Raw genomic sequence first — 20496 nt, 5'->3', positions numbered from 1 at the left:
CCTATTGTGACGGAAAACGTCTACGTTGCCCACGTATTACTGAAATTTGTAATACGTTTGGTTCAAGTAAGTCACCACATCTTTGATTTCGTCATCGTACCAATTGATGTTGCGGGTAATGTCACATTGACGCACTTCTTTTTCCAAGCTCACCGTATCGGTGATTTTAGGGTTGGGGGCAGTCAGCTCCTCAGTATCGCACGGTGAATTAACAAACAGCTTTTGTCCGTTAGCCGGGTCGGGCGCAGCCAGTGCTGTTTGCATCAGCAGCAGGCTACTACAGAGAATCAAGACAGGTTTCATTTCACTACTCTTTTCAGGTATGTTGTTGTAAATGCGCAATCCGTATCGCGGCGGGCGGATGCGAGTCATAAAACGCCGAGTACAATGGATCAGGTGTCAAGGTACTGGCATTCTCCTTGTAAAGACCAACAAGTGCCGCAATCAGTTCCACACCGCTAGACTGTTGTGCGGCAAATTCATCCGCTTCAAATTCATGCTTACGTGACCACCACGCCATGATCGGCCCGATGAAAAACGTAAACGCAGGGCTAACCAGCACGAACAGCAACAACGCCATGTAAGTGGATGGCTGGCTGACACCGAGTGCAGTATAAAACCATGCCTGCCCCATCAACCACGCTAACACGACGAAACCCGCCAACGTCATGAGCATCGACAAAACCATGCCTTTGACAATGTGCTTACGTTTAAAATGCCCCAGCTCGTGCGCCAACACCGCTTCCACTTGGGCAGGCGTTAAATGCTTCAACAACGTGTCGAAAAATACGATGCGCTTGTTTTTACCAAAACCGGTGAAATACGCATTACCGTGCGCGGAACGGCGCGAACCATCCATCACAAACACGCCATTGCTGTTGAAGCCGGTACGCGCCAGCAACGCATTCAAACGTTGCGCCACTTCACCTTCTTCCAACGGGCTGAATTTGTTAAACAAGGGTGCAATGAATTTAGGATATGCCCACGTCATTAGCAAGGAAAAGCCTGTCAATGCCGCCCATGCGTACAGCCACCACAAGCTGCCTGCCGATGCCATCAACCACAGGATCAGCATGACCACGGGAATGCCGATGACCAACGCCAACGCTGTTCCTTTTAACGCATCCACCACAAATGTAGTCGGTGTCATTTTGTTGAAACCGAAGCGCTCTTCCAAGACAAACGTGCGGTACAAGGAAAGCGGCAGATCCAACACACTGCCAAGCAGCATCAAGCTGATGATCACTGCCGTACCCGTGTAGAGTTCGTTCCAACCCAAGCTACGCCATTGCACATCCAGCCAATCCAAGCCGCCGCCCAACGTCCACACCAGCAGCAACACCAAACCGAGCAGCACGTCGATGCGCCCTACCCCGCCTTTCGCCAAGGTATAATCCGCCGCTTTTTGGTGTTCCTCCAACGCAATTTTGCCGAGGAAGGGCGCGGGTACAGCACTGCGATGCGCACTGACGTGCTGTTTTTGACGCAACGACAGATAGATTTGCACCAACGTTGATGCCAGTAAAAACACAAGGAAAATGTAGGTAAAGGTTTGCATGATGTCTGTTATATTCCCGATTCCCTAAAGTAATTACAGTGTAACCGAATGCGCATGAATCAGGAAAATTTGATCTGGATCGATCTAGAAATGACCGGACTGGATACCATCAACGATGTCATTATCGAAATTGCCACCGTCGTCACCGATAAGGATTTAACTATCTTGGCAGAAGGCCCCGTCATCGCCATCCACCAATCCGCCGAAACGTTGGCAAAAATGGATGACTGGAATCAAAAACAGCACGGCGGCTCAGGTCTGATCCAACGGGTGCAAGACAGTACGTGGTCGGAAGCGCAAGCCGAACAAGCGACCCTCGATTTCCTCAAGCAGTTTGTGCCAGCAGGTGCATCGCCGATGTGTGGCAATAGCATTTGTCAGGATCGGCGTTTCCTTGCCCGCCAAATGCCAACACTGGAAAAATTTTTCCATTACCGCAATCTGGATGTGAGCACCTTGAAAGAATTGGCAACACGCTGGAAACCCGGTCTCACCGCAGGTTTCAAGAAAGAATCGCGGCATTTAGCACTGGCAGATGTCCAGGATTCGATTGATGAGTTGAAATACTACCGCGAGCATTTTATCCGAGTTTGAGCGGGGTGATGGAAACACACCTTATCTGAGTTTAATAGGCAGTACCTTACGCATCCTGTAAAGTCACCCCCAAACCTCATCAATAACAATAACGGATAAACGATGACAACCGCAGCCCCGCAACTGATTCAGGCGACGCTGGCGCAATTGAACAAGGTCATTCACGGCAAAGAGCCACAGGTGCAACTCGCCCTCACCTGCTTGCTGGCAAACGGACATTTGTTGTTGGAAGACCTCCCCGGCATGGGCAAAACCACCCTCGCGCACGCCCTCGCCCAAGTCTGTGGGCTGGAATACAAACGCGTGCAATTCACCAGCGATTTGCTGCCTGCCGATTTGCTGGGTGCATCAGTGTTTGAACAACAAGCGGGCAGATTTCACTTTCACCCGGGCCCCGTGTTTAGCCAAGTCTTTCTTGCCGACGAACTCAACCGCGCTACCCCCAAAGCCCAAAGCGCCTTGCTGGAAGCAATGGAAGAACGCCAAGTTAGCGTCGATGGCGTAACACACCCCTTGCCTGCACCGTTTTTCGTGATTGCCACCCAAAACCCGCAAAGCCAATCCGGCACATTTCCGCTGCCCGAATCGCAGCTTGACCGTTTTCTGATGCGCTTATCGTTAGGCTACCCCGAACCTGCTGCCGAACGTGCCTTGCTGAAAGGGCGCAATGGGCGGGTCTTGCTCGCGAATATGCAACCTACGTTAAACGGCAATCGCCTCAAAGCCCTACAATCCATCGTGCCGCAAGTGCGTATGACCGATACCTTGCTCGATTACGTGCAACGCCTGATTGCCTACACGCGACGCAGCGATGTCTGTCACTTAGGGTTATCCCCACGCGGCGCATTGGCATTGGTGAAAGCGGCGCAAGCGTGGGCATTGTTGCAAACACGCGGGCATGTGTTGCCGGAAGATGTGCAAGCCGTGTTCATCGCGGTGGCAGGGCATCGCCTCATCGGGCGGCAAGAAGCGCAAGGCGACCAACTGGCGCGACACATCCTCAGCAAAGTGGACGTGGTAGGTAGCGGAAATGGCAACGCTTAACTTACGCAATATCTACATTATCCCCAGTAAAACCGCGTTGGGGCTGTTGAGCATTATCGCGTTGCTGTTTTTGCTCGGCATCAACTTCCAGAATTCGCTGGTGTACATCATCAGCTTTTGGCTGCTGGCGTTGCTGCTGCTCAATATTTTTTACACATGGCGCAATTTAGCAGGGCTAACCCTCACCGCTGTTGGCATTGAACCCTGTTTTGCAGGCGAAAAAGCGGTATTGGAAGTGGAACTCAGCCGCCCTACCCCCTACGCCAAATACGCACTAGAGCTGACGTGGGAAGATGCCATGCAAGTGCAGATCGACCTGATCAGCACACAAACAGCCCGCATCAAACTGTCGCATAGCACGCAGCAACGCGGACGCTTTACCCCGCCGCGCCTCAAGATTTCCACCCGTTACCCAACAGGGCTAGCTCTGGCATGGGCGTATGTTCACCTCGATATACACGGCGTGGTCTACCCCGCCCCCGTGGAAAAAGCCTTCCAAGCGCAGGGCGAATCATACGGTGATAACAGCGAATCTGGGCTGGAAATAACAGGCGGCACGAATGATTTCGGCGGCATCCGCGATTACCAATACGGCGATGCCCCCAAGCGCGTGCATTGGGCTAAGTTCGCGCAAACAGGCAAGCTGTACACCAAAACCTTCGTGGATTACGCCAGTCATGAGGTGTGGCTCGACTGGGAAACATTGCCCATGCCTGGTATCGAAGTGCGCCTGTCACACTTATGCCGCAAAGTGTTGGAATGCCATCAGGAACAGCGCCAATACGGCTTAAAACTCCCCGGTAAAGTGATTGCACCCGACAAAGGCGACGCGCACAAAGCCCGTTGCTTGCAAGCCTTGGCATTGTTTGGGTTAGCAAATGACTAAACACATCACCTACACTGGCATGATCTGGTTGCTGGCGGCGCAAGTCGTGGTGATCTTGCCGTTTCTCTTCGACCTACCCATCTGGTTACTGCCAGTGCTGCTGTTTGCGGCAGGGTGGCGGCTGCGGGTGTTATCGGGCGCAGCACTACAACCGGGGAATATCACCAAAACCTTGCTGGTCGGCTTGGGGGTCGGTGGTTTGCTGTTGAGCGGTTTGAAATTCCCCTCGTTGGATGCGATGGCTACCTTGTTGTTGCTCGGTTTTGCGTTCAAATCATTGGAAGTGGTGCAACGCCGCGATGCGATTGTGGTGATATTCATCGGCTACTTTCTGGTGGCACTGCACTTTTTGTACTCGCAATCCCTAGGCGCGGCGCTGTATGGCATGGTGTCGATGGTCATCCTCACGGGCGCATTGGTTGGGGTGCAACAAGCCATTAGCGAGTTTTCAGCGGGGCAAAACGTGCGCTTCAATTTGCGTTTAGCGGTGTTTATGCTGCTGCAATGTTTGCCGCTGATGATCGTGATTTTTGTGTTCGCCCCCCGCTTTGCGCCGCTATGGTCGTTGCCACTGGCGACCACACAAGCCAAAACCGGCATCGCCGACCGCATGGCACCCGGCGATATTGAGAAGCTCGCGAAATCGGGCGACTTAGCGTTTCGCGTCGCCTTTAAAGGCAAACGCCCCGCGCAGCACGACTTGTATTGGCAAGGCTTGGTGCTCAACCATTTCAATGGGCATGAGTGGCGGCAATTTGCCCGTGATTACGACGTTTACCAACTGAAAACCGCGCTCTTGAGCCATTACCGCTGGAATCCCAAGAGCGTGCAAGTGCAAGGCACAGCCGTGCCTTATGAAGCGATTTATGAAAGCTCTGGGCAACCGTGGTTGTTTACGCTTGCCCCCACCGTTGAAGTGGAAGGCGCGGTCTTGCGCGGCGCAGATTATCGCGTCATGGCACAACAAGAACTGCAAGCACCGTTCCTGCTGAAAGCGGTGAGCTATCCTGATGCGCAGCGCGATAGCGTTTTGCCGGAGTATTTGCGCACTTTGGCGTTGGGCTTGCCGCCGACGGGCGATGCGCGTAGCCGCACGTTAGCGCAGCAGTTATGGCGCGAAACCGGCAATCCACAAGCCTATATCGACAAGGTGCTGGCACGGTTTAGTGAACAAGCGTTTGCTTACACCTTGAACCCGCCGACCTTGGGAGAACGTGACACGATTGATGCGTTTCTATTCGATTCGCAGCGCGGCTTTTGTGCGCATTACGCGGGCAGTTTCGTATTTTTAATGCGAGCGGCAGGCATTCCGGCACGCGTCGTGGTGGGCTATCAGGGCGGCGAGTGGAATGATGCAGGGCAATATTTAGCCGTTCATCAATACGATGCTCATGCGTGGGCAGAAGTGTGGCTGGCGGGGCGCGGCTGGGTACGTATCGACCCTACCACTGCCGTTGCGCCTAGCCGTACCGAACAAGGCTTAGAAGCTGCCGTGCAAGCCGAAGGCACATTCTTGGCAGATGCGGTGTTTTCCCCCCGCAAAATCGCGTGGCTAAACGGCATTAGCCAGCAACTGGATACGGTGCAATACGGCTGGCGGCGTTGGGTGGTGGGCTATGATCGTGCCGAACAAGCCGCGTTATTGAAAAATATGCTGGGCACATTTTCGATTGAGCGCGTCGCCTTGCTGGTCGCGGGGCTGTTTGCGGCGATTGGTTTGTTTTGGTTATTAGTATTGGGGCTAACTCAACGCCCGCCCAAAGAAGCCTTGGAACATCGCCTCTACCGCCGCTTTTGCGAGGCATTGGCAAAGCACGGCGTGCAACGCGACGTGGGTGTTGCGCCAAGTACGTTTGCGGCGCACGCCGCGCAACAGTTACCCGCGTTGGCAGGGGTGATCCGTGAGTTTACGCAGGTGTACGAAGGTATTTGCTACGCCCCCACCGCCGATGGGCAGAATGCCACCCGACGGCTAAAGGCATTGCTGGCAAAGGTCAAGTAGTTTGCTTGAACTTGCTGACCAACGCCGAAACAGGCGCAACCACCGCAAGTACCACAGCACCCGCCAATACGCCAAACACACCGCTCAGCAAAGTTGGCGTAATGGCTTGCAGCGCATCCCCAATCCAGCCGACTTGCTGCACGAACAGTTCTGCACCGTGCGTAAAATCATGCGAATGCGGAATACCGTGCAGCAAAATACCGCCGCCGACCAAGAACATTGCCGCTGTACCGACTACCGATAAGGTTTTCATCAACCACGGCGCGAACCACAAAATGCCGCGTCCTAATGATTGACGGAAACTAGTCCAGCCACTTGCCACGCGATCTTTGAGCAGGTGATAACCGAGGTCGTCCAATTTAACGATACCCGCCACCAAGCCGTAGACACCAATGGTCATAATAATGGCAATCGCGGAAACGGTCAGGGCTTGCATAGCAAACGAAGCCGCTTCCACCGTGCCAAGCGCAATCACAATGATTTCAGCCGATAACACGAAGTCGGTACGAATCGCGCCTTTGATCTTGTCCTGCTCAAACGCCACCATGTCGATGTCGGGATTATGAGCAACTTCGAGCAATTCAACCGCTTCGGCGTGTTCTTCCGCATCGCTGTGCATCAGATTGTGGTAAATTTTCTCAAACCCTTCAAAGCACAAATACGCGCCACCGATCATCAGCAGCGGCGTAATCAACCACGGCGCAACCGCACTGATCAGCAACGCGGCAGGTACAAGAATCAGTTTGTTAAGAAATGAGCCTTTCGCCACCGCCCACACCACGGGCAATTCCCGTTCGGCTTGGACACCCGCCACTTGCTGCGCATTCAGCGCCAGATCATCACCCAACACCCCCGCCGTTTTTTTCGCGGCGACTTTGGTCATGAGAGAAACATCGTCGAGAACTGTGGTGATGTCATCAAGTAAGGCTAAAAGGCTTCCACCCGCCATACAAAACTCCTAATTAAATTTGATTTAGTTGTACTACGCTTGTAGCAGCAAGCATACAAGGCAGAACAAGGATACCGTTATGGAAAAAACCACGCAAATGGACGCGATAGCCTCCCTGAAGGATTGGAGTAAATGGCTTATCGGGCTAAATACCACCTTAGGGGGTGGCTGCCTGACTATCCTGCAAACTGGCAATGTCCAAGGACTAACGCGGGTGTTTCTTATCGCCGCGATTATCACGTTTTTGCTATCCGTCGTGTGCTCAATCCTGTTAGGCAAAGTCTTAGCAGCGTTAACCGAACATCTGCCCACCGAACGCAGCATTTACCATTTTAGCGATGGGCTTGGCATTTCGGTCAAACACTTAGCTAGAGCGCAATTACTCACATTCCTGCTAGCGGGCGTGTTTATGGCGATATGGCTAGCGCTCAAGATAGGCTAACAGTGAATCAAGCCGCAGCCTTGCTCAGTAAATAGCTGTTATTGCTTTTCAGGAAATTAGCAAACACCGTCGGGAAATCTTCTACTACCGACGTTTTCACCACGTCCAGCGCCAGCAACGCATCACTCCATGCCTGCATCCGTGCGCTAAAAGGCATCTCCAAACCATAGGTTTGCTTCAACAAGGCTAAACGCATAAACAAAGGCGCATACACACAATCCACCAAGTGGAAAGACGCGCCAGCGAAATACGGTGCAGTGGGCGCAATTACCGCATCCAAGCGTTGTAAACCTTGTTGCAAGGCATCCCGTGCTTCGTTAAAACTTGCCGCATCGGTTGTCATCAGCATACGGTGCTGGCGACCCAACAACTCGGAGCAGAATTCAACCCATGCGCGATGCTGGGCTTTGGCTAACGGGTCAGCCGGATGCAAGGACGGCGGATACACTTCATCCACATATTCCAAAATCACCGCCGATTCAAACAACGGCGTACCATCCACCAACAAAACAGGCACTTTGCCTAAGGGAGAAATCGCATTAAACCAAGCGGGTTTGTCTTGTGGATTAAGATGCGTGAGGGTGAACGCAATGCCTTTCTGACGCAGCGCAATCACAGAACGCTGTACGAATGGGCAAATTTTGAAACTGACGAGTTCGAGCTTAGTGGGCAAAGACATGGGGCTTTCCTGTGTAACGACAACGCAGGTCAGTATACACCAAAGTCAACGGCGGCTAACGGGGGGCTGGATAAAAAGAAGTCTGCGAATGCAGACTAAGGTATATCGATCATGAAGTGGTGGCCGGAGACGGAATCGAACCGCCGACACGGGGATTTTCAATCCCCTGCTCTACCAACTGAGCTATCCGGCCACAGAGGGCGCAATTAAACCGTTTTGCGTATAAGTTGTCAAGTACTAATCTTTTGTTTTTTTCTGCTACACTTCAGCCAACCCCTAGCAACACAACCAAACACCTGCACACATGGATTCTTACGGTTTGATTTTATTTATCACTTGGCTCGCTGCCGCCACAGGTTTGTTCCTGTTTATCCGTTGGTTGAGCCGTTTTCTGAGCAAATTCAACTTGCCCAACGATATTCGTTTGCTCATTCTGATTGGATTTTCCGGTGTCATGCTGGTGGCAGCCTTGAGCTTTCTTTGGCGGCAAGGCGCAAAAGAACCCAGCGTACCCACAGAAGCCAGCACGGGAAGCCCCAAAAAACCCCAAACAGAGCTGGACTTAGAAACCTACGAAAGCACTACCTACCCAGAATTGTACGGTTTACGCCAAGAAATGCTTAAACAATTGGCCAACTTACACACGTTCTTCGGCAAAATTACCGCCTGGGCAGACTTAATGCCGACGCAGCGCCCGTTTCTGCAAACCATCATCGACATCCGCTGGGAACAAAGCAAGCAATTGCAAGCTGCCTATGATGCCATCGACCGCAGCCGCCGGGCGTTTTGGTTACACTACCATACCGGCGAAGATAAACATGTACGCACCATGTTCAACGATGAAGCCGTGCGCCTGCAAAAACGCATTCAAGATGCCTTAGGCGACAGCCGCGAATTTCAACTCGCCGAAGCCGACGCGATCCACACTTACCTGCAAAAAGTGGACACGTTACTCAAAGACCCCGAACTCCCTAAACCCAAAAGGGGGCAAGCACCTAACACTGTATTTACCCCTTACAGCGACCAAAATCGTCAAACGCTGCTCAATGTGCTCACAACCAAGCAAGAAAACAGCATCCTGCCCAACCTGCATCAGCTTCAGCAGGAAGAACAACGTATTCGCGAGAAACTGGCGTACATGCTGCAATACCAGCAGGTCAACACCGATTTGCTGGAAGAAACCAAAGACCTGATTCTGGCATGGAACGATGCCCTAATTTATAACCAATACGCGCAATACCGCATACTGTTTGCCACTGAAGCGCTGGAAACCACGTCATTGCTGGGTATCGCCCCCAACAATCGCGATTACGCCTGGCTGCTCAAAGAATTGCGGGAACTTGCTCCCTCCATCTTGGCACAAGCCCAAACAGAGCGTGATATTGCCGCGTACAGCTACAACCCCGATCTTGCCAACGCCAAACGCAAGCAACAACGCCATTAGTCGCGCTCATCCCGATAGAAATCATCGTCGTCATCATCTGCCATCGCGGGTTGTTCACGCTCGCGTGCGGGTAGCGGCGCAGGTTTTTTCGGGGCTACTGATGATGTGCCCGTAAACATTTCTTCGTGCAAACCCCGCGTCATGTCATTGAGCGAACCGCCTTTCAAGCCCACTTCACCCAGCAAACTTTCAATCAATGGCACTTGCGCACGGTAACGCAAGGCGCTATCCACCACTTGCTCCGCCAGATTGCTGCCGCCGCCACCGTTATTACCACCACCGTCGCCGCCGCCATTGCCACCACCCGCACCACCGCGCCCGATTGCATTGTTCAAGCCATCAATGTGCATGATTTTGATGCCTTCGATATTTTCCATCGGGCGTACACTTTCGCGAATAATATTCGGCAATTGACGCACGATTTCCATTTTCACCTGCATCGCAATCTGATCGTTGGAAAGCAGGTTGGAGGCTTCATTCAAGGCTTTCTTACCTGCTGCTTCCACTTGATAGCGCAATTGCGCGGAGATGGAAGCCATTTTTTCTACATCCGCATTGGCTTCGGCAATAATGCGCTGACGCTGTGCTTCTTTCTCAGCACTGATCAGCTCCACAACACGGGAGCGCTCGGCTTCGGCACGCTCACGGGCAGTGCGAATTTCTTCCGAAATCTTCTCAAAATCTGCTTTGACTTTATTGGTTTCGATCCATGCCGTCGACACTTCGCGTTCTAGCTCTGCCTGATGGATATTGGATTTTTGTTGCGCCTGTTCAATCAACAAATCCTTCTGGATATTGATCTCTTCAATCTTGCGCTGGGTTTCCGCTTCATTTTCCGCTTTTTGGCGTTTGCGTTCATTTTGTGCAATGTACTCCTTGTATTCCATCTCTTCTTTTTTGAGGGTGGTTTCCAGATTTTTTTGCTTAATAGCAACCGCTGTTTCTTGCGCCACGTTGTTACGACGCTTTTCGTTTTCGGAAACGATTTGCTCCAAAATCGTCAGGCCGCGTGAGTCGAACGAGTTATTGGGGTCGAAATAGCTTTTATCGGTCTGGTCAAGCCCCGTCAGGGAAACCGACACCAATTCCAGCCCATTTTTGCGGAACTCGGCATTCACTGCCTCCTCCACGTTATGTTCAAAGTCAGCACGCTTCTGGTGCAACTCATCCAATTCCATCCCCGATGCCACCGAACGCAAGGCAGCAACGCAGGGTGCTTCAAACACTTCATTGATTTTCGCCAAATCCAGAGTACGCCGCCCTAATGCTCGCGCTGCGGTACTGACAGCATTTTCATCCGGTGACACCCGCAAGAAAAATTCGGCCGTCACATCCACCCGCAACGGGTCTTTGGTAACGAGCGCCAGATTCTGCTCACGCGAAATTTCGATACGCATGGTTTGCATATTGATCGGCAGCACTTCGTGGAGCACGGGTAGTACAAATGCCCCGCCATCCATAATAACTTTCTCGCCACCAAAGCCAGTACGCACATACGAGGTTTCTTTTTGCGCTCGCTGATAGAACGCGGAAAATAAGAAAAAGCCTAAACCCACGAGCATGAGAATGCCAAAGGATAGATAGAGATAGAGGTTCATTTCCATACGATTCCACTCAGATGATGACAGGTTGCGATTAGGGTTGAGTATACGCAATATAGTACAGTGCTGCCGTGATTCCCTTATTTCACCAAGGAAGATTACGCATGAATACCGAGGAACACCGCCTCTACACCGCCGCCCAAGTGCGCCAACTCGACCACATCGCCATCCAGCAGGCAGGCATTCCCGCCTACACCTTGATGACCCGCGCTGGGCAAGCCACCTTCGACCACCTCCGCACGCACTGGTCTGATGCACACTCCCTCTGCGTCCTCTGTGGTAGCGGCAATAATGGTGGAGATGGCTACGTCATCGCCCGATTGGCGTTGCAAGCAGGCTGGCACGTCAGCGTCATCGCACTCGCTGATCCCCAACGCTTACAAGGGGCGGCGCAACAAGCCTTTGCCGATTTCATCGCAACAGGTGGCTCAACTCAAGTCTTCACCGACACACTCCCCCACGCTGATATTTTCGTGGATGCACTGCTCGGCACAGGGTTAGACCGCACGGTAACGGATGCTTACGCCGCCGCTATCCACCTGCTCAACCAGCAAACTACGCCTATTGTTGCGGTCGATATTCCCTCCGGTCTACACGCCGACACGGGGCAACCGTGCGGGGGCGCGGTTGCAGCCACCATGACCATCACGTATATCGGGCTGAAAACGGGATTATTCACGGGGCAAGCGCGTGATTATTGCGGCAAGCTGCACTTCACCACGCTGGATGTGCCAGATGACGTATACGCGCAAGTCCCCACCGATATGCACTTGCTGGGCGTACACACCTTGCATACATACTTGCCCCCACGCCGCCGTTCTGCCCACAAAGGCAGCTATGGACACAGCCTCTTGGTTGGAGGTGCTCCCGGTATGAGCGGCGCAATCCGACTCGCGGGGGAAGCCGCATTACGCGCTGGCAGCGGGCTGGTTTCCATTGCTACACACCCCGATCATGCCGCCATCCTCAACCTGCACCGCCCAGAATTGATGGTACAAGCCGTCGCTTCTGCCGCGCAGCTACGCCCGCTGTTGGCGCATATCGACGCGCTTGGCATTGGCCCCGGCATAGCGCAAACGGCTTGGTCACGCGCCTTGCTGACCCTTGTCCAAAACACCGTCCAACCCAAAGTGCTCGATGCGGATGCGCTTAACCTACTCGCACAAACCCGCAGCCAGCGTGATGACTGGATTCTGACCCCGCACCCCGGCGAAGCGGCTCGCTTACTTGCCTGCACAACCCCGCAAGTGGAACAGGATAGAATCAGCGCCGCCCGCCGCTTGCAGCACGACTACGGTGGCGTTATCGTACTCAAAGGCGCGGGTACAATCGTCGCATCCAGCAACGGCGTCGCGATTTGCCCCGCAGGCAATCCCGGCATGGCATCCGGTGGCATGGGCGACACCTTGACGGGTATTATTACCGCGTTACTCGCGCAAGGCTTGACGCTGACAGCAGCGGCTGAAACGGGCGTGTGGGTACACGCGCACGCCGCTGACCTTGCTGCGGCTGACGGCGAACGCGGTTTGCTAGCAAGCGACCTCATCACCCATTTACGAGAAGCAATCAACGTATGAACAACTGGCAACGCGTAGACGATGAAGCCGCCATGCTCGCCGTCGGTGCAACACTCGCCCAGCGCTTCCCCAGCGGCGGGCTAATTACCCTGCACGGCGACCTTGGCGCAGGCAAAACCACGCTGGTACGCGGCTTATTACGCGCCCTCGGTTATCGCGGCAACGTCAAAAGCCCCACTTATACGCTCGTCGAACCCTATTATCTGGAAGGACGCGACGTGTTCCACTTCGACCTGTACCGTTTAGCTGAACCAGAGGAGTTGGAGTACATGGGCATCCGCGATTATTTACGCCCGGATGCGCTCTGCCTAGTCGAGTGGCCAGAAAAAGCAGAGGGCTATCTGCCGCCACCTGATTTACGCATTCACATCCGCTATTGCGGCACGGCGCGTGAAATTTTCATGGAATGAATTAAGCGTTACTAATTAAATAGTTGGCGCACTTTGATAAAAAATCACTTGAAAAATGGCGTGTGCTAGATTATTACTTATAGGCAAGCAAGTTCCATCCACCCGTTTTGATCTGACGCGTAAGGCATTTAGGCCATGAACACCCAAAAATTGAGCCGCAGAAATTTTATCCTGAAAGTCAGTGCGCTAGCCGGTGCTGTCGCGAGTGGCTTTCATGCCACGCTAGCTCTCGCCGCCACAGCGCGTGCCGGACGCTTAACGGGTGCAAGCCTGAGCGGCAATCCTGACAATCTCGTTTTCTCCCTGAAAGTCGATGAACCCATTGATTATAAAGTCTTTACCCTCGATTCCCCTGAGCGCGTGGTCATTGACCTGATCAATACCAGCATGGCGGGCAAACTCAAACAAGGTGCACACGACCGCCCACCCATCACCAAAATACGTTACGCCACCCGTGATGATGGACGCTTACGCGTCGTGCTCGACGTTAATGCCCCCGTGTCGGTCAAAGCCTCCCTGAAAGCCGATGGCAGCAGCAATATACTGGCTGTGACCATGACCCCCACTGGCAAAAGCAGCACCTCAGACAAATCCGAAAAAGCCGAAGAACCCGCCCCTAAAGCAGAGAAAAAGACCGCCAAGAAACAAAGAACCAGCAGCGAACCCGAACGCCCTGTCACCTCCGAACCCTCCAAAGGCAAATTCATCGTGGTCATCGACCCCGGTCACGGCGGCAAAGACCCCGGCGCAGTCGGCTCGAACGGCACACGTGAGAAAGACGTGGTGTTAGAAGTCGCTCGCAAACTCAAAACCCGCATCAACCGCGAAACCGGCATGAAAGCCGTGCTGACCCGCGACAGCGACAAATTTATCCCCTTACGCACACGCATGGATATTGCCCACCAGCACAAAGCAGACCTATTCATCTCGGTACACGCCGACGCCAACCCCAGTTCACGGGTGAGCGGCTCTTCCGTTTACATCCTCTCTGAGAACGGCGCATCCAGCGAAGCGGCACGCTTGATAGCAGAAAGTGAAAACTCCTATGAACTGAAATTCGGCGGGGGCAACCTCAACAATACCAGCAACCGCATTGCCTCAGTGCTGCTGGATTTAAGCCAAAACGCCATGATTGACCGCAGCTTGAGTCTGGCAAAAAGCGTATTGGGCGAAATTTCCAAGGTCAACGACCCGCTGCGCAACCGCGTCGAAAGCGCCCGTTTCGTGGTACTGCGTTCTCCTGACATCCCCTCCATGCTGGTCGAAACGGCTTTCATCAGCAACCCGACGGAAGAAAAGCGCCTGCGCACCGCGAATTACCAGCAACAACTCGCCTCAGCCATGTTCCAAGGCGTGAAACGTTACCAAATTGCCTATACCAATAATGGGCGGGCTAACACCTAACATCCGCTCGATATGGCAAATGTGCGGCGGCGGAACGCATGTAATCCGCCACCGAGTTTTGCTCATAAACGGCGTGTCGCGCCACCGCTTGCCGAAACGTGCTTTCCCGCAACCAATGCGCAGAACGGGTTAAAGTCGGGATAAAACCACGCGGAATTTTGTGCTCCCCCTGCGCCCCCGGCTCAAAGATTTGCAAGCCATGGTGGATGCAATAGTCAATGCCTTGGTAATAACACGCCTCAAAATGCAGGCTATCCACGTCTTGCGTACAGCCCCAATGCCGCCCGTACAAGCGCGTCGCACTGCGGAACATCAACGACCCTGCAATGCATTCCCCCTCACGATTATCCGCCAGAATCAGCAATACTTGCTCCCCCAACGCCTGCGCCATTTCACGGAAAAAGCCCAGATTCAGCGTTGGAATGCCCCATTTACTTTCAAAGGTATGCTGGTAGAAAAACGCAAAACGCTCCCAATCTACCGCCGTCGCGGTATGCCCATCCAATGCCCGCAACGTCACCCCTGCATCCGCCACCTTGCGACGTTCTTGACGAATATTTTTACGCTTTTTGGGTGTCAGCACGGCGAGAAAATCCTCAAACCTCGCATACCCCGCATTGCGCCAATGAAACTGGCAATCATGGCGCACGGTTAAGCCCTGGTCCGCCAACCAATCCAGTTGCTCAGGTGCTGGAAACAGGCAATGGAAACTGCTGCATTCCAAGGCTTCTGCCGTTTGCATGACGGCGGATAGCAACACAGGGAACAATTCCGCTTCACGCCCCGCTTGCACCAGCAAGCGCTGTCCGCTAGCAGGCGTATACGGAATGCACGATACCAATTTCGGAAAATACCGCATTCCGTGCTGCTGGTAGGCTTGTGCCCACGCATGATCGAACACAAATTCGCCATAAGTGTGCGTTTTTTCGTACAAAGGCAGTGCCGCAATCAGCACATCGTGCTCATACACCGCAATGTGGCGCGGTTGCCAACGCACATTCTCAATCTCAAGGCAGCCGTGGTGTTCCAACGCGGCGAGGAATTCGTGACGCAAAAAGGGATTGGCATCGTGTACCAGTGCATTCCACTGATCGACGGCAACACTATCAAGGCTGGAAAGGATATTAATTTGCATGGTAGCCGATGCTAGCCTGTTTACGCGGGACGGACAATTTCCCCAGTCAATCCATGCCGTATTTCGGTGGGCTGATGTTGCGCACCAAGCGGTGCATCCAGAATGGCGTCGAGTTGTGTGCCAAATTGCTGGTGGACTTCAGTCGCACTCCGTGCAGGCGGCTGATTGCTGACGTTGGCACTGGTGGAAATCAGCGGATGCCCTAATTGCTGGCACAACGCACGGCAAGTGGGGTGCGCGGTGATACGTACCGCAAGCGTGTCATGCTTGCCACGGATTAGCGGCGAAACCTCAGGGCGCACTGGCAATAACCACGTTACTGCGCCCGGCCAGGTGGGAAGAATCCGTGCTTGCAACTTAGCATCCAGCGGTAACAGATACGGCTCAAGCTGTGAGAGGTCGGCAGCAATCAGAATTAGCCCCTTGTCCGCAGCGCGTTGCTTGAGGGTGAGAATGCGTTGCACGGCGGCAAGATCGGCGGGGTTGCAACCGAGACCGTAGACGGCTTCGGTAGGGTAGGCGATCACGCCACCCGCTTGAACAGCGCGGATGGCGGGGAATAAATCAGAAGTTAACACGCCTAACTCGCTGACTTTTTGGTAGTCGTCGCTTTTTTCACTGCTGGCTTCTTCGCCGCAGGCTTTTTGGTAGCCGTCGCTGCTTTTTTCGGCGCAGCCTTTGGTTTCGCTTTAGGCTTGTCAGCAACGTCAGCCGCTGCTGCATCACCTTCCGGCTTCGCTACTGCATCCTTAGCATCCTTCGCCTTTTTCGCGCCTTTTTTCACGCCTTTGGCTTCCAGTGCCACTGCGACCAACGCTTCGCACTCTTCCAGCGTCATACTGTCCGGTTCGCGGTCTTTAGGCAGGCGAATCTGCAATTTAACGCGCTTCACCACTTTGTTGATGTACGGGCCCCAACGCCCTTTGAGGATTTGGATGCCATTGCCAAAATCGACCAGGATTTTTTCCGCATCCTTAATCTTCTTCTCGGCAATCAGCTCCAACGCCCGCTCTAAGGTAATGGTGTGCGGGTCGTCTTCTTTTTTCAGCGAAGCGAATTGATCACCGTATTTGACGTAAGCACCAAAGCGCCCGACATTGGTGCTAATGGCTTTGCCGTCGTCGGTTTCACCCAACTGGCGCGGTAGTTTGAACAGTTCCAGTGCTTCTTCCAACGTCACCGTATCCAGCTTCATGCCGGGGCGCAAACCCGCGAACACGGGCTTGTCTTCGTCGTCTTTGGTACCGATTTGCACCATCGGCCCAAATCGCCCTAAACGCACCGACACCGGCTTACCGCTGGTCGGGTCAATGCCCAATTCGCGCGATTGCAGCACATCGCTACGGTTGACGCTTTCCATCTTTTCGTCGACCAACTGGTGGAACGGCTGCCAGAAGGCATCCATCACTGGCACCCAATCTTTTTCGCCGCGCGAAATTTCATCCAGCTCGTTTTCGAGATTCGCGGTGAAATCGTAATCGACGTATTGGGTGAAATGCTCCGTCAGGAAACGAATCACGATACGTCCAATATCCGTCGGAGTGAAACGGCGGTTATCCAACTCGACGTATTCACGCGCCAACAAGGTAGAAATAATGCTGGCGTAAGTTGACGGGCGACCAATCCCAAACTCTTCCAAAGTCTTGACTAAGGACGCTTCCGAATAACGCGGTGGTGGTTCAGTGAAATGCTGTTCGGCGGCAATGTCGAGCAAGGTGATGGTTTCACCCTCTTCCAACAACGGCAAGGTGCTGTCTTTTTCGCTGGCGCGATCATCCAAGCCTTCTTCGTACACCAGCAAAAAGCCGGGGGTGCGGATGGTCGAGCCAGACGCACGGAAGAAACTGCCCGCCTCCGCCGTCAAATCCGCTGACACCGTGTCGAGCGTGGCGAAGATCATTTGGCAAGCCACGGTGCGTTTCCAGATCAACTCATACAGTTTGAACTGCTCTTCGTTGAGGTGGCTTTTGACCTGCTCCGGCGTGCGATGCGCGGAAGTCGGGCGTACCGCTTCATGCGCTTCCTGAGCGTTTTTGGACTTGGTTTTGTAGAAATTGGGTGTTTCCGGCAATTTGTCTTGCCCGTAACGCTGTTCGATCAACCCACGCAATTCGCTGATGGCTTCGTTTGCCAAACTCACTGAGTCGGTACGCATGTAGGTAATTAAACCCACCGGGCCACTGCCAAGGTCAATGCCTTCGTACAATTGCTGGGCAACGCGCATCGCCCGTTGTGTGGAAAAGCGTAGCTTGCGCACCGCTTCCTGCTGCAACGTCGAGGTGGTAAACGGCGGCGCGGGGTAACGCTTACGCTGTTTCTTATCGACTTTGCTGACCAGCAACTGACCGTTGGCGGCTGCCAGCAAACGCTCACGCACTTCCGTCGCACGGGCTGCGTGATTAATGTCGAACTGGTCGAGCTTGTGATTATCTAAGGTGTGCAGCCGTGCACTGAAGGCTTGCGCGTCTTTTTCGTTTTGCGCCGTCATGGTCCAGTATTCTTGGCGCACGAAACGGTCGATTTCGTCTTCACGCTCCACGATCAAGCGCAACGCGGGGCTTTGCACGCGCCCTGCCGACAAGCTGGGCTTAATTTTACGCCACAGCAACGGTGAGAGGTTGAAACCAACCAGGTAATCCAGCGCCCGCCGCGCTTGCTGCGCATCCACCAAGTCGAGCGCAAGGTCACGCGGGTTGGCAATGGCTTCTTGTACCGCACGTTTGGTGATTTCGTGGAATACCACACGTTGGACATTTTTACCCTTGAGTGCGCCGCGTTCGTTCAATAATTCGTATAAATGCCACGAAATCGCCTCGCCTTCCCTGTCCGGGTCGGTCGCAAGATACAGGTTGTCGGCTTTTTTTAAGGCACGCGCAATCGCATCGACATGCTTTTGATTGCGGTCAATAATTTCGTAACGCATGGCGTAGCCATTTGCAGGGTCGACTGCGCCTTCCTTGGGAATTAAGTCGCGCACATGCCCGTAAGAGGCTAGCACTTCAAACCCATCACCCAAATACTTTTGGATGGTTTTACCTTTCGCCGGAGATTCGACGATTACCAGATTTTCGCTCATTTCTTATGCTTCAAGGCGTCACTGCCCATATTGGATTAGTCACAATGGCGCATTTTATGCTTGTAGTGAGGGGGAAAGTAAAGTTTTGCACGCAATGTAAGTGAAATCAGTTGGGAAACCGCCCAGCCGTTAGGGTTTGAAGCAGCTACCACAAAACCCACCCAAACTTCTCCAATCTTTGTCATTTTGGAGAAGTTGTAAGGCACAGACTACCGTTCATCTGTCGATAGCAACATCAAAAACACCCACCCCTAGACACAAAACCTGCTGTATTGCATCCTATCCCTCATGATTATCAGCCACAAAATCCGCCTAGACCCCAACAATAAACAAGCCACGTACTTGGCGAAAGCCGCAGGTACAGCTCGGTTTGCTTACAACTGGGCGTTGGCGGAATGGCAAACCCAATACGCCGCGTGGAAAGACGACAATACTCAGCCCAAACCCAATCAAATGAGCTTGCGCCGCCAATTGAACGCCATCAAACGCGACCAATTCCCGTGGATGTTGGAAGTCACCAAAAATGCCCCACAAATGGCGATTATCCAATTGGGGCAGGCTTTCAATAACTTCTTTGCAGGACGTGCCCAGTACCCGCAATTCAAAAAGAAAGGCAAAAGCCGTGACAGTTTCAGCCTCACCAACGATCAATTTTCGCTTGATGCTTCCCGCATCCGCATTCCCAACCTTGGGTTAGTACGGATACGGGAAACGTTACGCTTTTTCGGCAAAATTCTTTCTGCCACGATTTCTCGCACCGCTGACCAGTGGTTCGCCAGCATCACCGTGGATACGGATCAAAACCACCTCCCGCCTGCCGAAAACCAAGGCACGGTGGGGGTGGATTTGGGCGTATCCGCACTGGCAACGTTATCAACGGGGGAAAAAGTTACAGGAGCAAAGCCGCATAAAGCCTTGCTTTCACGCCTAAAACGGCTATCCCGCAGCCTGTCACGCAAGGTCAAAGGCAGTGCCAACCGCCACAAAGCCAAGGCAAAACTGGCAAGGCTTCACGCCAAGATAGCCAACATCCGCCAAGACAGTTTGCACCAACTCACTACGGATTTAACCCGCCGTTTCCACACCATCGGCATTGAAGACTTGAACGTATCGGGCATGGTGAAAAACCGCCATTTATCCCGTGCTATCAGTGATATGGGATTTTTCGAGTTCCGGCGGCAACTGGAGTACAAGGCGGGAATGCGTGGTTCGGTGGTGGTCATCGCTGATCGGTTTTTTGCCTCCAGCAAGACTTGTTCTGCCCCCGACTGTGGGCATAAAGTGGACAAATTACCACTATCGGTACGCGAATGGACTTGCCCCGTTTGTGGCGCAGTTCATGACCGTGACGTAAACGCTGCCAAGAATTTGCAAGAGTATGCTTCGGCTACGCTCAGCAACCACGCCGTGAGTTCCACGGTGTCGGCCTGTGGAGGGGAAGGCGCTGGTCTTGGGCGCAAGCCGAAGACGAAACCAGCCCCAATGAAGCAGGAATTTAACCGCAAACTTGACCTTGGTTAAGTTTGTATAAGTTTAAAAGAACGGTACACCGGAAAGGCTCAAGTCCTGAATATCGCGGTAGATGGTGCGTTCGGACACCTCCAAGCGTTCCGCCAGTTCACGCGCCGTGACCAAACGTTTGTTCCGCAAGATTTGCACCAGTTGGAACAAACGGTCAGCACGACGCATGGAAAC

Annotated in this window: 19 protein-coding genes and 1 tRNA gene; 10 read left to right on the top strand and 10 right to left on the bottom strand. The window is 53.3% G+C overall.

From position 1 onward, the window contains the following. Positions 1-36 precede the first annotated feature (36 nt). Together J1836_RS08005 and J1836_RS08000 are read right to left on the bottom strand one after the other, a co-directional pair. On the bottom strand, positions 37-303 hold the full coding sequence (locus tag J1836_RS08005; RefSeq protein ID WP_242632772.1) for a hypothetical protein: 267 nt from the start codon (positions 301-303) through the stop codon (positions 37-39). Between the two features lie 13 nt (positions 304-316). Continuing rightward, positions 317-1558 carry a M48 family metallopeptidase gene (locus J1836_RS08000; RefSeq protein ID WP_207250540.1) on the bottom strand — a complete coding sequence of 414 codons (1242 nt, stop codon included), beginning with the start codon at positions 1556-1558 and terminating at the stop codon, positions 317-319. Positions 1559-1606: 48 nt separating this feature from the next. Between J1836_RS08000 and orn the strand changes: the two genes are divergently transcribed. From orn to J1836_RS07980, 4 genes are all read left to right on the top strand, one after another. After that, positions 1607-2152 (top strand): oligoribonuclease, encoded by a 546-nt coding sequence (gene orn / locus J1836_RS07995; protein ID WP_207250539.1) that lies wholly within the window; start codon positions 1607-1609, stop codon positions 2150-2152. Between the two features lie 102 nt (positions 2153-2254). After that, positions 2255-3196, top strand: coding sequence for an AAA family ATPase (locus J1836_RS07990; protein ID WP_207250537.1), 942 nt, complete (start codon positions 2255-2257; stop codon positions 3194-3196). Further along, positions 3183-4082: a DUF58 domain-containing protein gene (locus J1836_RS07985; RefSeq protein ID WP_207250536.1), complete on the top strand. Its 900-nt coding sequence runs from the start codon at positions 3183-3185 to the stop codon at positions 4080-4082. The genes J1836_RS07990 and J1836_RS07985 overlap by 14 nt, the downstream gene beginning before the upstream one ends. Then, positions 4075-6084: a transglutaminase TgpA family protein gene (locus J1836_RS07980; protein ID WP_207250535.1), complete on the top strand. Its 2010-nt coding sequence runs from the start codon at positions 4075-4077 to the stop codon at positions 6082-6084. The genes J1836_RS07985 and J1836_RS07980 overlap by 8 nt, the downstream gene beginning before the upstream one ends. Here J1836_RS07980 and J1836_RS07975 read toward each other — a convergent pair. Continuing rightward, a complete protein-coding gene (locus J1836_RS07975) occupies positions 6077-7033 on the bottom strand; it encodes a DUF808 domain-containing protein (RefSeq protein ID WP_207250533.1) in 957 nt (318 codons plus the stop codon). The genes J1836_RS07980 and J1836_RS07975 overlap by 8 nt on opposite strands. Before the next feature lie 79 nt (positions 7034-7112). Here J1836_RS07975 and J1836_RS07970 point away from each other — a divergent pair, with 79 nt between their 5' ends. After that, positions 7113-7475, top strand: a complete 363-nt coding sequence (locus J1836_RS07970) for a hypothetical protein (protein ID WP_207250531.1) — start codon at positions 7113-7115, stop codon at positions 7473-7475. Between the two features lie 7 nt (positions 7476-7482). Here J1836_RS07970 and J1836_RS07965 read toward each other — a convergent pair whose 3' ends face one another. Next, positions 7483-8154 carry a glutathione S-transferase family protein gene (locus tag J1836_RS07965; RefSeq protein WP_207250530.1) on the bottom strand — a complete coding sequence of 224 codons (672 nt, stop codon included), beginning with the start codon at positions 8152-8154 and terminating at the stop codon, positions 7483-7485. A 117-nt stretch (positions 8155-8271) separates the two neighbouring features. Next, positions 8272-8347: transfer RNA gene (locus J1836_RS07960), tRNA-Phe, on the bottom strand. Positions 8348-8458: 111 nt separating this feature from the next. Here J1836_RS07960 and J1836_RS07955 point away from each other — a divergent pair. Next, a complete protein-coding gene (locus J1836_RS07955; protein ID WP_207250529.1) occupies positions 8459-9598 on the top strand; it encodes a hypothetical protein in 1140 nt (379 codons plus the stop codon). On the opposite strand, the gene J1836_RS07950 is transcribed toward J1836_RS07955, so the two are convergent. Further along, the gene (locus J1836_RS07950) at positions 9595-11202 is read right to left on the bottom strand and encodes a flotillin family protein (protein ID WP_207250528.1); all 1608 of its coding nucleotides are present in this window, start codon (positions 11200-11202) and stop codon (positions 9595-9597) included. The two genes, J1836_RS07955 and J1836_RS07950, sit on opposite strands and share 4 nt — an antisense overlap. Before the next feature lie 101 nt (positions 11203-11303). On the opposite strand from J1836_RS07950, the gene J1836_RS07945 reads away from it, so the two are divergent. The 3 genes from J1836_RS07945 (at position 11304) to J1836_RS07935 (ending at position 14590) form a co-directional block, all read left to right on the top strand. Beyond that, on the top strand, positions 11304-12776 hold the full coding sequence (locus tag J1836_RS07945; protein WP_207250527.1) for an NAD(P)H-hydrate dehydratase: 1473 nt from the start codon (positions 11304-11306) through the stop codon (positions 12774-12776). Then, on the top strand, positions 12773-13186 hold the full coding sequence (gene tsaE, locus J1836_RS07940; protein WP_207250526.1) for a tRNA (adenosine(37)-N6)-threonylcarbamoyltransferase complex ATPase subunit type 1 TsaE: 414 nt from the start codon (positions 12773-12775) through the stop codon (positions 13184-13186). The genes J1836_RS07945 and tsaE overlap by 4 nt, the downstream gene beginning before the upstream one ends. Before the next feature lie 135 nt (positions 13187-13321). Continuing rightward, positions 13322-14590 (top strand): N-acetylmuramoyl-L-alanine amidase, encoded by a 1269-nt coding sequence (locus J1836_RS07935; protein WP_207250525.1) that lies wholly within the window; start codon positions 13322-13324, stop codon positions 14588-14590. On the opposite strand, the gene J1836_RS07930 is transcribed toward J1836_RS07935, so the two are convergent. From J1836_RS07930 to J1836_RS07920, 3 genes are read right to left on the bottom strand one after another with little or no spacing between them, the layout of a single operon-like run. After that, positions 14580-15725: a GNAT family N-acetyltransferase gene (locus tag J1836_RS07930; protein ID WP_207250524.1), complete on the bottom strand. Its 1146-nt coding sequence runs from the start codon at positions 15723-15725 to the stop codon at positions 14580-14582. The genes J1836_RS07935 and J1836_RS07930 overlap by 11 nt on opposite strands. Before the next feature lie 20 nt (positions 15726-15745). Further along, positions 15746-16303, bottom strand: a complete 558-nt coding sequence (gene tsaC, locus J1836_RS07925; RefSeq protein ID WP_207250523.1) for an L-threonylcarbamoyladenylate synthase type 1 TsaC — start codon at positions 16301-16303, stop codon at positions 15746-15748. Between the two features lie 2 nt (positions 16304-16305). Beyond that, positions 16306-18801, bottom strand: a complete 2496-nt coding sequence (locus J1836_RS07920; protein ID WP_207250522.1) for a DNA topoisomerase I — start codon at positions 18799-18801, stop codon at positions 16306-16308. 288 nt (positions 18802-19089) lie between these two features. On the opposite strand from J1836_RS07920, the gene J1836_RS07915 reads away from it, so the two are divergent. Further along, entirely contained in the window at positions 19090-20322 is a 1233-nt protein-coding gene (locus J1836_RS07915) for an RNA-guided endonuclease InsQ/TnpB family protein (RefSeq protein ID WP_207250521.1), read from the top strand. 12 nt (positions 20323-20334) lie between these two features. Here the strand turns inward: J1836_RS07915 and J1836_RS07910 are convergent, their stop codons facing one another. Then, a complete protein-coding gene (locus J1836_RS07910; protein ID WP_242632771.1) occupies positions 20335-20490 on the bottom strand; it encodes a helix-turn-helix transcriptional regulator in 156 nt (51 codons plus the stop codon). Between the last annotated feature and the right edge of the window lie 6 nt (positions 20491-20496).

The organism is Thiothrix fructosivorans, from assembly GCF_017349355.1.
In the GTDB taxonomy this organism is placed as follows: Bacteria; Pseudomonadota; Gammaproteobacteria; order Thiotrichales; family Thiotrichaceae; genus Thiothrix; species Thiothrix fructosivorans.
The sequence above is the reverse complement of the archived record's forward strand: the minus strand, read 5'-3'. Positions and strand labels throughout refer to the sequence as shown.